Source organism: Limnohabitans sp. Jir61, assembly GCF_003063545.1.
GTDB lineage: Bacteria > Pseudomonadota > Gammaproteobacteria > Burkholderiales > Burkholderiaceae_C > Limnohabitans.
This window is the reverse complement of sequence record NZ_NESD01000001.1, coordinates 1,211,780-1,229,040: the sequence shown is the minus strand read 5'-3', so window position 1 is coordinate 1,229,040 and position 17,261 is coordinate 1,211,780. Positions and strand designations below refer to the sequence as shown.

General features: G+C 56.2%; 3 protein-coding genes (1 of these 3 cut by a window edge). All 3 read left to right on the top strand.

Annotated elements, in window-relative coordinates; all coding sequences use genetic code 11:
* The first annotated feature begins 10 nt into the window (after positions 1-10).
* A complete protein-coding gene (locus tag B9Z35_RS05890) occupies positions 11-454 on the top strand; it encodes a POTRA domain-containing protein (RefSeq protein ID WP_108282678.1) in 444 nt (147 codons plus the stop codon).
* Positions 455-647: 193 nt separating this feature from the next.
* Positions 648-2,369: a ShlB/FhaC/HecB family hemolysin secretion/activation protein gene (locus tag B9Z35_RS05885; protein ID WP_108282677.1), complete on the top strand. Its 1,722-nt coding sequence runs from the start codon at positions 648-650 to the stop codon at positions 2,367-2,369.
* Positions 2,370-2,432: 63 nt separating this feature from the next.
* Positions 2,433-17,261, top strand: partial view of a YDG domain-containing protein gene (locus tag B9Z35_RS12960; RefSeq protein ID WP_158268119.1) — the 5' portion only. The gene runs 12,435 nt beyond the window's last position; only the first 14,829 of its 27,264 coding nucleotides appear in the window; its start codon is at positions 2,433-2,435; its stop codon lies off the right edge, out of view.

Genomic DNA, 17,261 nt, shown 5'->3' with positions numbered 1-17,261 from the left:
GGTATTTGTTGTGAAACATTCTAAGTATGAGTTCTTATGCATTGCGCTCATCGCGGTTCCTAGCGTTTGGGCTCAAACCATACCCGACGCCGGCGCTTTGATGCGCCAAACCGAGCAAATGATGCGGCAAAGTCAGATGCAACGCAGCTCGCAAATGCGTGAGGCCTTGCCGCCCGCCATGGTGATGAGCGAATCGACTTTGCTGACGGTTCAAGTCTTCAAATTTAGCGGCAATCAGCTTTTTACGGCCGAGCAACTGCAATCGGTTGTCGCAGGTTATGCCAATCGCCCCCTGAATCAGCATGATTTGAAGCATTTGACAGATGCCGTCTCTGCTGCTTATCGCCAAGCTGGCTGGCTGGTGCAGGCTTATATCCCGCGACAAGACTTATCGAATGGGGAAATCACAGTCCAAGTCATCGAGAGCATTCCGCCTAATAAATCTCTACGCTAACTTTTCAAAGTTATATAAATTAAGGCCTAGAGAGCCAAAACCTTCGCCAAGCTAGGAAAAGCGTCAATAAAACGGCAAGGCATGAAACTTGCATTAAGACAACCTCTATGGTTGTTTTAGTTCTCGTTTTGTGAAAATTACTCGGTCGCGAATCATTGCTGCGATTGCGTTCCTGTGTCTTTTGGCTGGGTCGTTGGAAATCTACGACCCTGTTACGCCCAAAGACGCAGGCACAGTCCTGCGTGCGATCGAGGAAAAAACTGAGCATCCAGTGTCCGATTGGGTCGAGGCCATCACGGGCACCCCCATCCCCCAAACCGCCGTGCGCAAGCCCTATGCGCCTGGCACCGTGGGGGCTGCCATGGAGAAAATGGTGGAAGAAAAAGAGGTGGCCGAGGCTGCCAAAGAGCGCATCACTCTCAAATCTATTCAATTCCAAGGCGTCACGATACTTGGCGACATGGAGCTCAAAGGCATCGTAGAGCCCTACATCGGCATTCCAATGAGCTACGAGCAAATGCTCGAAATTGGCATGACGGTTGAGTCTTACTACCGTCAAAACAACTACCTTGCCCGCGTCATCCTGCCGCCTCAAGACCTGACTGAGGGCGTTTTGCTGGTCGATGTCATTGAATCCGTGTTCTCCAAAATCGAAATCGAGCAGGAGCTTGCCGACTTGCCCAACACCCAAGAGCATGTGACCGCCCTGATCGAGGCGCAGCAAAAGCCTGGCGATCCCTTGAACACCAAGTCGTTGGACCGCGCCTTAGCTTTGGCCAACGATGTACCAGGCATGAGCGTACAAGGCTCGCTGCGCCAAGGGCGCGACCCGGGCGAGACTGAGTTACTTCTTAAGTTGTATCAAGGTCGTACGCGCCAAGAAGAGTTGACGTTTGACAACGGCGGATCACGTTCAACTGGCGTCCTGCGCACACTCATTTCGGTGAACTGGTTCAACCCCAGCGACTTGGGTGATTTGATCAATATCGTGGCCGTGCATACCAGCGGCAGCAATTACGCCCGTTTGGCCTACAGCTTGCCCGTTGGCACCGATGGTTGGCGCATGGCCGTGAACGTTTCAGCCATGAGCTATGAGGTGGTTGTGGGTGAGCAAGGCATGGTGGGCGCTGTCGGTCGCGCCGTAACCCAAGGCCTTGAATGGGTTTACCCATTGCTGCGTGCAGATGACAGAAGCGCCACCGTCACCCTCACGGCAGACAACAAAAAATTCCAAAACACCTCAGCCCAAGGCCTGCTGATGTCTGACTACGAGGCCAAAGTCATGGCTGCGCAGGTCTCTGGCTTTTACCGCGACCTCAATCCTGGTGGTGGTACGGGTACTTATTCACTACAACTATCACACGGCGGCATCAACCTAGACGGCTCATTGAGCCAGCAAACCGATGCCACTACTGTGCACACCGAGGGCGTGTTCAACAAAATTCGTTTGAATGGCTCATGGCAGCAAGCGTTGACCACGCAAACCTCAGCCTTTGTCTCATTCACGGGGCAGTTGTCAGACAAAAACCTCGACTCGTCTGAAAAGATGCAGTTGGGCGGCATGAATGGCGTGCGCGCTTACCCCACGGGCGAAGGTTCGGGCTCGGACGCGCAGCTCATTCAGCTTGAACTCAGGCAGCAGCTGGAATCTGGCATCAATATGGCTGCTTTCTATGACTGGGGTCAAGTCTGGCTTCAGCACGACCCGTCATACCCGGGCGGACCGATGCATAACCGCAATACCTACAAAGGCTTTGGCGCCAGTATTGGTTACACCTTTGAAGACGGTTTGAACATCAAAGCCACCTGGGCGCGTAAACAGGGCAACAACCCCAACCCCACGCAAACAGGCAACGACCAAGACGGCACGCGCGACCGCAACCGCTACTGGCTACAAGTTACCTTACCTTTTTAGCGGGTGAATTTTTAGCGAGTGAAGCCCTTCAGAAAATCTTCGCCGTTCCGAATCGGAATGGCTATGCCGCGCTTTGTACAAACACGCCCCTCTGATTCAGACGTTCTTGCACGTCTGAGCACAGCCGTGCGTGTATGTATATGTGCGCTGGTGTTTGCTCTGGGGGCGGGGCTTCTGTCTGCACCCGCGATTGCCCAAACACTGGCCACGACACCAGCGCCCGTGGTTAACAACCAGCTGCCTTCGGGCGGCAAGGTCAATGCGGGCCAAGCCACCATCAGCCAATCGGGCAGCACGCTCAACGTCAACCAAACCAGCCAAAGGGCGGTGGTTGACTGGAACACGTTCAACGTGGGCAAAGACGCCACGGTCAACTTCCAGCAGCCCAATGCCCAGTCTTCCACGCTCAACCGCGTGACCGACACCCAGCCCAGCCAAATCTTGGGGCGCATCACCGCGCCGGGCTCGGTGGTGTTGGTTAACCCTGAAGGTGTGTACTTTGGCAAGTCATCCAGTGTCGATGTGGGTGGATTAGTAGCCACCACGCACAACACTACGAACCAAGATTTCATGGATGGGCAACTCAAGCTCACCCGTAATGGCGCCACTGGCAAGGTGCAAAACGACGGCGAACTACGCGCCGCACTGGGCGGCTACATCGCCTTGCTCGCGCCTGAAGTGCGCAACAACGGCGTGATTGTGGCCAACCTGGGCACTGCGGCCTTGGCCGCAGGTGAAGCCTTTGAGCTGAAGTTTGACGGTGGCGGGGCGCTGAGCCGCGTCATCGTGACGGCGGCTGCCATCAACACTTTGGTCGAAAACAAAAACGCCATCAAGGCCCCGGGCGGCCTGATTGTTTTGTCCGCCCAAGCCGCCAGCCGCCTGCAAAGCGGCGTCGTCAACAATAGCGGCACCATCGAAGCCGCTGGTTTGGTGCGGCGAGCAGGCCGCATCTTGCTAGAAGCCAGCAGCAGCATCTTCAACACTGGCTCCATCAAAGCCGATGCCTCAGCGGGCCTTAACGCGGGGCCAGCGGGCAGTGTCACACTGGCCGCGCCAGACGTTCAGAACAGCGGGACGTTATCAGCCACTAACTTAGCGGCAAGTTCTTTCCCCGAAAGTGGCAGCCTAGCGGCAGAAAATGGCCGCATCAGCATTCAAGCCGACACCTTCACCCAAACCTCCACAGGTTTGTTGGATGTGTCTGCCATTGCAGCCCAAGCGGGCAATATTGACATTGCAGCCGCGCAGGCTATTGCCCTGAGCGGGCGCATTTTTGCCAACGGCGTGGTGACCGACCCAACCCACATCGTGGCCAACGCCTTGGGCGGCAGCATCCAACTGCAAACCACCAGCCGGGTAGACCTGACCACCGCCGTGCTGGACGCATCGGGCGAGGGCGGGGCTGGGCGCATTCACATTCAGGCCGACGGCGTGCCCACGCCAACAGATAACCCAGCTCAGGCGCCAGTTAACCAACCGATAAAAGGCGCCGTGCTGCTCAGCACCAACACCGTCTTGCGCGTCAACAGCCCGCGTGGTCAAGCTGGCCGCGTGGAAGTGGAGGGCGACGACATCACCCTAGACACTGGCACCCTGATAGAAGCCAAAGGCGCCACCGCAGGCGGCACCGTGTGGATAGGCGGCGGCTGGCAGGGCAGCGGCCCGCTGCGCCACGCCACCACCGTGACCATGAGCGCTGATAGCACCATTGACGCCAGTGCCACAGACAACGGGAACGGCGGCGAGGTGGTGTTGTGGAGCGATGTACACAACGCCAACTCGATGACTGTCGTGGACGGCAGCATCTACGCCAAAGGTGGTGTGAATGAGGGTAACGGTGGCCGGGTCGAAACTTCTGGGCATGTACTGAGCTTTAACAACATTCACGTTTCCTCAAAAGCAACCCTAGGCCAAGACGGTCTTTGGCTGTTAGACCCCTACGATATTTGGATTCGAGACCCATCATGGACGGGCTACAACTACACCGATTCGGTCTCTGGTAACACCACCACCTATACGGCGCTACAGCCTACGCTGTCAGGCACTGTGAAGGTTTCAGGCTTCGACACGACCTCCTATGGCGGTGGTACCAGCGTCGTTAGAACAGACACTATCGTTAGCGCCTTGGGCAGCGGCAACGTCAGTGTTGTTGCAACAAATTCGATTGATGCAGGTGGTTGGAGTACGCAAGGAACTGCGAACTATTACACCAACTCAAACACGACGAACAAACTCTCGTTGCAAGCCGGTAGCTCCATATGGATAGCCGACAAAATTAATTTGCCCAGTGGCACATTGGAGCTGTTAGCAGGAACGACAGTCGAGCAAAACGCATCAGGTTCTATTTATGCCAAAACTCTCATACTAGGCAAGTCCAATTTGTCTGGTGCGACTACGTACGCAAACCCACCTAGCGTGACCCTCACGACTGCAAATAATTACATTACGAACATCCAAGCCAGCAACGTAAGTGCACTCACGCTGTCAAATAGCCAGGCTTTGACAGTCAATTCAAGCGGTATCAGTGCATCGGGAGCGGTGTCACTCAACACGTCCACTAATGATTTACTGGTGGCAGGAGCCATCACAACTAGCTCTTCACTCAGCTTAACGGCCAGAACCATTTCGTTAGCGGCCAACGTCACCACCACGGGCTTACAAACCTACAACGGCAACGTTTATGTGGGGGGCAACACGGTTGCGCTCACCTCTAACAACGGTGATGTGACGGTAACCGGCAACATTTACGCGCTCAACTCGGTCAGGCTTGCTTCGGGTGGTGCCTACGAGTCATCTTTGGGCTTTACTGGCATTGCCACGTCTAGCGGCGTGATGGTGGGCGACATGCTGCTTTACTGGAACGGCACAAACTACACCTTTACGGTACCTACCGCGCAAACGCTCAACTACCTGTTGGTTGGTGGCGGCGGCGGCGGCGGTGTGGTTGCTTGTGGTTGCAGCAACGGTGGTGGCGGAGGTGGCGGCGGTCAAGTCACCGCATCATCACAAACATTTAGCGCATCAACCTCCTACAGCCTCAGCCTTGGTAGTGGTGGCAATGGCGCAACTACTGGGGGCGCAGGTTCTGGCGGCGGCACATCGCAATTGAGTGGGACAGGCATTACCACAGTCACTGCTGTTGGCGGTTTTGGTGGTGCCGCAGGTAGCAGCGCTGGTGGAAGCGGCGGCAATTCGGGCGCAGGCTCAGGCGGCGGCGTTGGAACAAGTGCCAGCGGCACCAATGGCGGTGGTGGTGCTGGCGGTTGGAACTCGGCAGGTGGTACTGGCGGTGCTGGCATCACATCTTCACTCTATTCAGGTACAGCTTATACCTATGGCAGTGGTGGTGGTGGTGGCTCTGGTTATGGTTACGCAGCCGGTGTCGGCACAACCGGCGGTGGTGTTGCAGGCACTGGCGCAGGAGCAGGTGCGTCCTCTGGCACAAATTTCGGTTTGAACGTGGTTGGTGGCAGCGCTACTAACTATGGTGGTGGTGGTGGTGGCGGCTATGGTGCCGTAGCCGGTCAAACCATGGGCGGCGGTAACGGTAAAGCGGGTGCTGCCGTGTTTGTTAACAATGCAGCTAAAACGCTCACCATCAATGCGGGCTCAGGCAAATTCAACCTCACTGGTGGCGCAAGTGACTTGGGCAGCCTTGTCGTTAATTCGACCCATGCGGCAAGTCAAATCACAGGCACCCTCACGGGTGCTTTGGGTCTGACCTACAACGGTGGCGCGGGCGGTTTGTTATCTTTGATGGCGAACAACACCCACACTGGGGTGACCACCATCAGTGCTGGTACCTTGCAAATAGGCACAGGCGGCACCACCGGTACTTTGGGCACGGGCAACGTGGTCGATAACGGAATACTTTCTTTCAAACGCAGCAACACCTATGTTGTGAGCAACCTCATTTCGGGCGGAGGCAGCATCACCCAAGTTGGCTCTGGCAACACCTCGCTGACCAATGTCAATACTTATAGCGGTGGCAGCACGGTCAGCTCAGGTACCTTAGGCATTTACGACAACTCAGCTCTTGGCTCTGGCACTCTTGTCGGTGCTGGTGGCACCACGCTGCTGTTTGGTCGCAGCGTGACAAATTTTGCTAACAGCATCACCCTAAACGGCAGCGTTACGTTTGACCTTGACACTGCGGTGGACTACCTAGTTGTTGGTGGTGGCGGTGGGGGTGGCGGTGGTAAGGCTCCTCAGTCCGGCGGTGGCGGTGGCGGTGGCGGCGAAGTGCAGTCGGGGGGTTCTGACCTTCTTGATGTGACCACATTCAGCATTAATGTTGGTGCAGCGGGCACGGCAGGTGTCGCCAACACAAGCATTGGCGGCACGGGAGGCACCTCAACGTTTAACAACATCAGCGCATCAGGCGGTGGCGGTGGCGGAACTTACTCTGGTGCGCCAACAACTGGTGCTTCTGGTGGCGGCGGTGCAATTAGTGCTACTGCTGCATATCGCGCAGGTGCTACTGGAACCCAAGGAAACTCGGGTGGATCAGCCAGCAGTGCATCATCTTCTGATGCGGCGGCTGGCGGTGGCGGCGGTGCCGGCGGTCCAGGCTCTAACTTTGTAAGTTCAGGCACGTTAGGTAACGGCGGAGCAGGCGGTTTAGGCCTTGCAAATAGCATCTCAGGCAGCAGTGCTTTCTATGCTGCAGGCGGTGGTGGTGGCGGTTTTGCAGGGGGTTCAGGTGGCTCGGGGGTCGGTGGTAACGGTGGCCTTTACGGCACAGCAGGTATCGCTGGTGCGGCCAATACTGGTTCGGGTGGCGGTGGCGGTATGGGAGCCTCAGGCTCAAGTGCTACCAATGGCGGTGCAGGTGCAGCAGGTGTGGTTGTGGTCCGCTACTTGGGTGGCAGCGCCGGGGCTGGGGGCACCATTAGTTCTGGATCTGGCACAGCATCGGGCTACACCCTACACACATTTACATCTGGTGGAACGCTTGCACTCAATCCTTTGAATGTTGTGCTGAGTGGTGCCATTGGTGGCTCTGGGTCGATGGTGGCTAATGCCGCTGGCGGCAAGTTTTCGCTCACCAGCGCCAATACATATGCAGGTACCACCACACTTAACAGCGGCACTCTAGGTATTTATAACAACACCGCTGCAAGTGCTGGATCGCTTATCGCGGCAAACGGCACAACTCTTTTGTTTGGTCGTAGCGTTAACAACTTTGCCAACAATATGACGCTCACGGGCAGCGTGACGTTTGACCTTGACTCATCGATCGACTATCTCGTCGTTGGCGGTGGCGGTGGCGGCGGCGCTTGGGTTGGCGGCGGCGGCGGCGGCGGCGGGGTATTTACAAACAGTGTCGACACATTGAGCGACACCACTTTTGCGGTCACCGTGGGTAGCGGTGGTTCGGGTGCAAGTTATCCCACATCTCAAGTGTTTGTCCCAGGTTCTAACGGTGGTAGCTCGTCGCTGTCGTCCACCACACTGAACACCATCAATGCTCTGGGTGGTGGTGTCGGTGCCTCGTGGTCTTCCCAAGCGGTCAATGTCAACTCCAGTACAGCGGTCTCTTCAGGAGGCGGTGGCAGTGGTTCACCGGTAGCCGGTGGCAGTGGTACAGCCAATCAGGGGTACTCGGGCGGTAGCGGAAATGGAACAAGCCCTCACGCCGCTGGTGGCGGTGGCGGTGCAGGTGGTCAGGGCGGTAATGGAGTCGAAACTCCGAATGTGACTGCCGGTGCTATTGGTGGTGCAGGTGGCAATGGCTTGTCCTCATCCATCACCGGCACCCTCACTTACTACGGTGGCGGCGGCGGCGGCGGCATACACGGTGATACTGCCAACGTCTACGGTGCCATTGGCGGTGCAGGTGGTTTAGGCGGTGGCGGTGACGGAACGCCCTTTACGAAAACGACATCTACAACCACCGGCTCAACAAGTAGGGGTGAGTCCGCCCAAGCAAACACCGGTGGCGGTGGCGGTGGTTCAGGTGGTGGCGCCGCATACATCAACAGTTATGGCGGTGCTGGTGGCTCGGGTCTTGTTGTGGTTCGCTACCTCGGTAGCGCTGCCGGTTCAGGCGGTACTGTCACTTCGGGTTCAGACGCAGCTAGCGGATATACCTTGCACAGCTTTACGAGTGCCGGTTCTGGAAGCATTTCACTCAACGCTTTAAATGTCATGCTCAGCGGCACGATTGGTGGCGCTGGCTCGATGGTCAATAACGCCACGGGCGGCAAGATTTCGTTGATGAACGCCAACGCCTACACAGGTAGCACCACGGTCAGTGGCGGCACTTTGGGCATTTACAACATGGCGGCCATCAGCCCTGGTGCGTTGATAGCTGAAAACAACACCACGTTGTTGCTGGGACGAACCATCACTGGCCTGACCAACAACATCACCCTCAATGGCGCGGTGACTGTTGCGTATGACAACAAGATTGACTACCTCGTGGTCGGCGGCGGTGGCGGTGGTGGCAGTGATGGGGGTGGTGGCGGTGGAGGTGGTGCCATCGTAAGTAAAACAGGCATCGACATTGGCGCGGCTTTGGCTCTGACCGCCACAGTGGGCGGCGGTGGCACTGCTGGGGCATGGGCAGGTGCTGGTGCTACTGCAGGAGGTGACTCAAGGCTGAATTTCGGTTCTACAACCGATATCGCCACGGGTGGTTCGGGCGGCACTGTCTATCCAAATGGACCAGGTGGGGCTGGCGGCTCTGGCAATCAGTCCACTAGCAACGGCGGTGCAGGTGGCGCTGGCACTGCAGGCAACACAGGTTTAAGTGGTGGCACTGGCCCAACTTCTAACATCACAGGCACTTTAACCAATTACGGCGGCGGCGGCGGCGGCGGCGTGACGTTCACCAACTCAGGCGTATTTACTGGTGGCGCTGGTGGCGCTGGCGGTGGCGGTGCAGGCACAACCATAGCTAACGATGTACCCACGGCTTGGGCTGCGGCGGGCAGAGCCAATACGGGTGGCGGTGGCGGTGCGGGCACGGCCAGTTACTTACCATCAAGTGCAGGTGATGGCACTGGCTATCGAACACCCGGTGCTGCAGGTGGCTCGGGCCTTGTGGTTGTTCGCTACATGGGCGGAGATGCGGCCACGGGTGGAACAGAAACCGCAGGCACAGGCTTGGCGGTCGGCTACACCCTGCATACGTTCACCACAACAGGCGCCAACACACTCACACTCAATCCATTGGCCGCCACATTCAGCGGTGTCATTGGCGGCACGGGATCATTTGTTCTTAACCCTTCAGCTGGCGGCAAGTTCACCTTCACAGCCAATAACTCTTATGCAGGTAGCACCACGCTCAGTGCTGGCACTTTACAAGTCGGCTCAGGCGCTGCTGGTTCGCTAGGCGCTACAACGGCTGCAGTAATTAACAATGGCACGCTCATATTTAATCGCAGCGGTGCGTTGAGCTATTCAGGTTTGTTCAGCGGTTCTGGTGCGTTGAAGGTGGAGTCGGGAAGCCTTGCGTTAACAGGTGGTGCAACCTATGCGGGGGCTACCAGCTTGTCATCTACAGCAACCCCCAGTAGCTTGACCTTTACCAATAATGTCTTGCCCAGCACCAGCAGCATCAGTGGCACGGGCGCATTGACAATTGAGCCCACAACCAGCTTCACCACCGCGTTTAATCCTAGTTACGCTTTACCCAGCACTTTGACTGGCCTAACTTTGGGCAAGTCGGGTAATACAGCCAATATTGCATTGCCCTATTCATTGAGTGTTGCCGGCCCCATCAGCGTTTATGGCGGTAGCTTGTATGTCGGTGGCGATTTGATATCTAGAAGTGGTAGTAATTTGCTCTTGCAAGGCTCAGGCGATGTAGTGGTTGCAGGGAATGTGTCCACAACTGGTTCTTTCAGCGGTACGGCTGGTGCTGCATATAGTTTTGTCATGGGCACGAACTACGCCACAGGTGTGGGATCAACCATCAGTGCTGCTGGTGGTGTGACTCTGAGCGCTGGCACAATTTATTTGGCTGGCAACGTGACGACAGTGGCGAACGCCATCAGCGTGACAGGCAATGTTCAGGTGGCCAACCTAAGTTCCGATCCAGTCGCAACTCCGCTGACTTTTGACTCTGGTGGGGGCAACATCACGTTGACCGGCGGTACTGTCTCAGGGTACATCGGCACACTGGCTGACTATGCGACCTTGAGCTTAAATAAGAGTAAGTCGGCCACGGGCAGCAATTTGAGTGTGAGTGGCATCAGTGGCTCAAATTATTTACTCTATCAATTCACCACCACAGGTGCTGACACATACTACACGCCGTATGGTGTGTCATCTGTTGATTACTTAGTTGTTGGCGGTGGCGGTGGTGGGGGTGGCAGTTGGCCTGGCTACTATACGGGTGGTGATGGCGGCGGCGGCGGTGTGGCCACTGGCACTACTTCCATAAGCGGCCCATTCACCAACCTGACAGTCGGAGCAGGCGGTGGATCGCATGTTCAAGGCGCAGACTCAAGCTTTGGTTCAATTTTGGTTGGCGGTGGCGGTTATGGTGGTAACTACAACGCTGACCGTGGCAACGTAGGTACGGGCGGTGCGGCATATGCCGCAGGTGGCGGCGGTGGCGGTGCGGGCTCTAATACAGGCAACGGCCAGTCAGGTGGCACAGGTACGGTAAGAACTGGTGGCTCTGGTGGTGCAAGTGGCGGCATCATCAACGTTGGCGGCGGCGGCGGTGGCGCTGGGGGTGATGCCAACAGTTATTTAGGTGGGGCAGGCGTCTCCTCGAGTATTTCTGGCTCGAATGTGACTTATGGCGTAGGTGCGACATACAACACATCAGTGTCTGCAGGGCAATATGGATATGGTGGTGGCGCGGCAGGTTATGGAAATGCACAAGCTGCTAATGGTGTGGTCATCATTCGCCATGCACTTGCCAACGCCACCCGCACAGCAGGCACCACGCTTAAGGTGGTCTCCGGTGCTGGCACTTTGGCGTTCAGCTCTAACACCTCGGGTTTGAGCAACCTCAACCTCAACACCAGCAACGCTTACACCCTCACTGGCAACATCTCTGGTGCTGGTAGCAGTTTGACGAACAGTGGCGCTGGGTTCCTCACGGTAACCGGTGTAGCCAGTTACACGGGCCTTACCAAATCCCTCAGCACGGGCGTCACTTTCACCAATAACACCCCAACCAGCACCAGCGGTTTTGACGTGATGGGCCCTGTGGTGGTGCAGCCATTAGCGAGCAGTACTTTTAGCAGTGCTTATACGGCGAATTACTCGTACACCAACTCCATCACTAGTTTGACGTTGGGAAGCAGCACCAACACAGCCAACATCACACTCAACACAGCCATTGGCATTGCAGGCCCCATCAGTATTTATGGCGGGGCCATCACAGTTAACCAAAACCTCAACACATCCACTGCCGCCACGGCCAGTGCGGTGATGTTGAAAGGGCGGGGCAATATTTCGTTGGCCAGTGGCAAGAGCATCACCACCAATGGTGGTGCTGTGACGTTTTGGGCTGATAGCGATGGCAACGGCACGGGTTATACCCAGATGCTGACAAACTCGTCGATCACCACCGGCGGCGGTGCCATCAAACTGGGTGGCGGCACGGACATCACCACAGGCTATGCCATCGGCGAAGCCACAAAAGATACGGTGACAGAGCCCACTTATGACCTCTACATCTCAGGTGTGAACTTGCAGTCGGGCACCACTCTGTCTTCTGGCGGTGGTGACATCACATTGCGAGGTCAAAACTGGGGGGGGGCAACCTCTGTCATATCGTTTGGTGTCATGGGTGGTGGCGTCATCGTCGATTCTGGGACAGGAAAAATTTCTATCGCGGGTAAAGCTACGGGCTCAGGAGGTATCAACGCACAAGCCGTTTCTAATTACGGTTCGGGTTTTACCCTGCGCTCAGCAAACACCACGGCAGAAGCTATCTCCATCGTGGGTGATGCCTCTGGGGTGAATGGCACCAACAGCAGCTTGGGTATCAACTTCTCCGGCAGCATGGAAGCCACGGGCACTGGTGGTGGCATCAGCATTTCGGGCTCATCTGGTACAGCAACCGGTGTTGATGTGGCGACAACCTTGGGTGGCAGCATCTTGGCCAAGTCGGGTCCCATCAATATTGTTGGCACCAACGACACCGCTAATGTGGGTATCAATTTCGGTAACGTCACGTTGGGTTTCAAGGCGGGTAGCAATGTGCTGACGTCCAGCAGCGCGATCACGCTCAAGGCAGACCGAATTGGCTATGGCACCACAGCCGTGAACACCACAGGTACGGTGGGCATTTATTCGTTGGATGCTAGTAATAGCTTTGCTACTGCGCAAACTTTGTCATCTACCTTCACATTGAGTTCTGGTGTGACTGGTTTGACTATTGGTAAAACCCTCAATACAGCAGCCATCACTGTTGATCGTGCTGTCGACATCGCGGGTCCTATTTCGATCTATGGCGGAAAAATTACGCTTAATGCTGACGTAACAACTGGCGCCACCACGGGTAGTGGCATCTTGCTGCAAGGCACGCAAATCGTTCAGGCGGCTGGGGTTGACGTCAACACAAACGGCGCAAACATCTCCTACGCATTGACCAACAGCCCTTGGACCTCTGTACAAGATTTCGGCATTTATCTCTCGGGTACATCCGCAAACAAAGCCACCCTCAATGCTGCAGGTGGCAATGTGTCTATGACTGCCAGCTATGCCACCACGGGCACTTCGGGTGGCTATGACAGGCTTGTTGAGCTCGATAACGCGAGCATCAAAACCAGAGGTGCTGGCACTATCACGATCACAAGTGATGGTTCTAACAACGGCAATGGCGCTGGTACAGACGTCTGGGCCATTGGTTTAAATACGGCCACAGCCGGTACTGGTCTGATTCAGACAGAAAACGGCGCGATCACACTGACCGGTACTGCGGGCAAACTCAATGGCAACTCACGCGGCATCGTGGCACAAACCTCAGCTCTCAGCATTCTTTCTGCCAGCGGTGCTATTACCTTGAAAGACATTCAGCCTGCAGGCACAACGGGCTCTTACTACGGCATGTACTTGAGAGCCAACAGCACTGGGCCGCATTACTACGGAAGCGATGGAACGACCGTGCTGTCTGGCACGTCAACCGCCAGTTCCTCAAACATCACGATTCAGTCTGACAAAGTTGGCTTTGTGGCTGAAGGTGTCAACAGAATAAATGCGGTTACTTCGGGCAATGTGGTCGTTGAATCAGTTGGCACCATATTTACAGATGCTTTAGATGCTTCATCTTTGGCCATTTCAGGTGGTTCTTCAAGTGTTCGGATTGGCAAAACCACCAACACGGCCAACATCACTTTGGCTAGTGCCATCACGGCAGCAGGCCCGATCAAACTGTACGGTGGTGACATCGCCATCAACCAGTCGATAACATCTACTGGGTCAGGTTCAGGAATATTGGTCAAAGCCTCGGGCTCTATCAGTCAAGCTGCCAACACGACAGTGAAAACCAATGGCGGCGACATCACCTACTGGGCCAATAGCGCTTCGGGTGGTAATGGCTACATCTCTGTGGGCACCACAGCCGTGATTGACTCTCGCACCAATACGGGCCGTGGTGGTGTCAGTGCTGCCAGCACCACGTTGACTGGTGGCGGGAACATCACTTTGGCAGGTGGCCCTGATGACGGCACCAACGGTGGTGTAGCGAACGACGGCATACCCGATGGCTATGCGATTTCGTCTAGTACGCGTGGCATCGACTTGAACACAGCCTCTATCTATTCGGGTGGCGGCAATATCTTGATGCGCGGCAAATCGACTGGCTCCACTGCTTTCTGGGGCACAGGCATGCAGCTCAATGCGGGTGCTGGCACTATCAGCTTGTCTGCTATTTCGACTAATGGTTACGGTTTTGACCTACCCGAGGCCTCACCCATTTCTGTCGTTGCAGGTGGCGGCAGTGCCAGTACACCTGCCATTAGCTTCTATGGTCAAGGCACTGGATTAGGCGTGTTTTTTGGTTTTTATAACAACACCACAACGCAAGGTCGAAGCCTCATTCAAGCCACCGGTGCAGGGGGCATAAGCATCACCGGCATTGGAGGAACGTTTGAGGGTATCAGCACCAACGGCACGGGTTTCTTGTCCGCTAGTGGCCCGATTGTTTTTGATGGTGGCACGACAGGTATTTCATTTGCCACCTACGTAGGAGGTGGCTACACATTAGCAGTCACCCCCATAGGCCGGTGCGCTGTGGCGACGTGCGCTGGTAGTTTGGTGACGACGTCCACCGCCAACATCACGCTGATAGGCGACAAGCTTTTGCCAAGCACCGGCGTTAACACGAGCACCATCGGCACAGTGACTTTGCAACCGAGCTCAACTTCTTTCAGCAGCGCGTTGTCATGGCCTATCACGGGTTTTAGTCTGAGTTCAGATGTGAGTGGCTTAACGATTGGTAAAGACACGGGTACCACTGCACACACTGACACGGTGACGATTGGTAGCAACACCAGCATTGCTGGACCTATCAATGTGTATGCAGGCAATATTTACTTGGGCGCAGGCTTGAGCAGCACAGGGCTTAACAGCCGCATTTCGCTGTACGCCACCACCAACATCAACACCACGGCCACAGGCCTGACGGTGCAAACGGCGGGTGGCCCCATCTTGTTTAACTCTAACGTCACAGGCGCGGGTGGCTCGATTGACCTGGACCGCATGACCGTGCTGAGTGGCGGCGGCAACATCACGATGGGTGGTGGTATCAACGGCACTGACTATGCGGTGGGCACCCCCACTTCAAACGTCACAGGTCTTGTCGATGGCACCAAATACAAAGGTGTGTTTTTGAATGCGGTGACTTTGAATGCTGGAGGCACCACCTCGGGCGGCAATATTTCTATCAAAGGTAAAGGCTGGCAAGGTGCAGACTGGAACAACGGCGTGCCCAATTTCTATGCGATTGGCGTTGACATGGTGGGCTACAACGGTGGCACCACGCTCACAACCAACGGTGACGGTGCTATCACTGTCAACGGTGTAGGGGGCGTGAACTATGACATCGACACGCATTCAGTCGGTATCAACTTCTACACCAATGGCACGGCCAATACCATTAGCACGGCCAACGGGGCCATCAACCTCATCGGTACAGCTGGCACAGGCACATCGCGCCTCAAAGCCGGCATTGCTTTGGATGGTGGTGGATTGAATGTGTATTCAACCACTGGGGCCATCAACCTCACTGGCATGGGTGCAAGCGCAGCCACGGGTATTTTGAATAACAACGGCAGCATCACCCTTGGTAAGAACGGCAGTACGCTCACCTCAGGCACGATTACCCTGAGTGCCGATAGCTTGTCGTTTGCATTGGGAACTACCAGTGTGTACGGCACAGGCAGCTTGGTGCTCAAGCCCGCCACCACAGGTGCCACGATCGGTGTGGGCTCAGGCTCAGGTACTTTGAGCTTGGCCAACAGTTTGTTCAGTGGTACATCGGTGTTCAAAGACGGCTTCAGTTCCATCGTGTTGGGCGCGTCTGACGCAGGCGCCATCACCGTAGGCGGAACTAACACGTTTGTGGACAACGTCACACTGCTGACGGGCGGCAACCTCACTCTCAACTCAGGTGCCACCATCACCGATACACAAACCGATGACTACATCGCTTTGGCCGCCGGTGGCAACTTCATCAACAGTGCAGGGGCTTCTGCGCTCACCACCACGGGTACCAGTGGCCGTTGGTTGGTGTACCTCACATCGCCTACCGCGCTGGTGACCGACGGTGGTTTGAACAGCGCCAACGCACCGGTGTGGGGCCAAACCTATGCGTCGCAAGCGCCATCCGCTGTGGCGGTGACGGGTAAGCGCTATGTGTTTTCCACCACGCCCACGGTGGCAGTGGCCGCCAGTGGTACCAAGGTGTATGGCAACACGCTCACCTCTGCCGATGTGTTGAGCCTCAGCAGCAGTGCAAGCGGTGGCAGTGTGTTCACACTGCCTACCTTGACTGATGTGTTCAGCGCATTGCCTACGGCTGCGTCTAGCGGTTTTGCCAGCACAGCCAGTGTGAATGGTGGGCCATATGCCATCACTGTCGCACCAGGTACAGCACGCACGGGCTACACCGTGACTTACAACACACCTGGTACGGTAACGGTCACGCCCAAAGCGTTGACGGTCACAGGCACCACCGCGGCCAGCAAGGTGTACGACGGTGGCTTGGTGGCCACGCTGAGCGGTGGCACGTTTGCCGTAGGCGGTGTGATTAACGGTGACACGGTGAGCTTGGTGCAAGCCGGTAGCTTCACCAGCAAGAATGTCGCCAATGGCATCAGTGTGACAGCGGCTGACTCGCTCAGCGGCCCACAGGCCAGCAACTACAGCCTCACACAGCCTACAGGGCTGATCGCCAACATCACCCCCAAGTCCATCACCATGACAGGCTTGAGCGCGAATGACAAGGTGTACGACGGCAACACCACCGCCACAGTGGTGGGCACACCTGTATTTACTGGCAGCGTGGCAGCAGGGGCGGGCAGTGCAAACGATGGCAAGTGGTATGCAGGTGACGCTATCAGCATCACAGGCCCACCCACACCTACCATTGTGGGCACGTTCAATAGCAAGAATGTGGCCGAGGCCAACAGCGTGACCTTCTCGGGTTTAAGTCTGACTGGTGCACAAGCTGCCAACTACACACTCATCGTGCAGTCACCAGCTACAGCGCACATCACACCTAAGGCAGTCACGCTGTCGGCTTCTAAAACATACGATGGCACTGCAGCACTTACAGCAGGGCAGGTGACGATTGGTACAGGCGTTGCGGGCGAGGGCCTGAGCATCAGCAGCGCTGCGGCAAATGATGCACACGCTGGCACATTCAGCAAATACATCAGCAGCATCACCTTGGCCGATGGTACGGGTGGGTTGGCC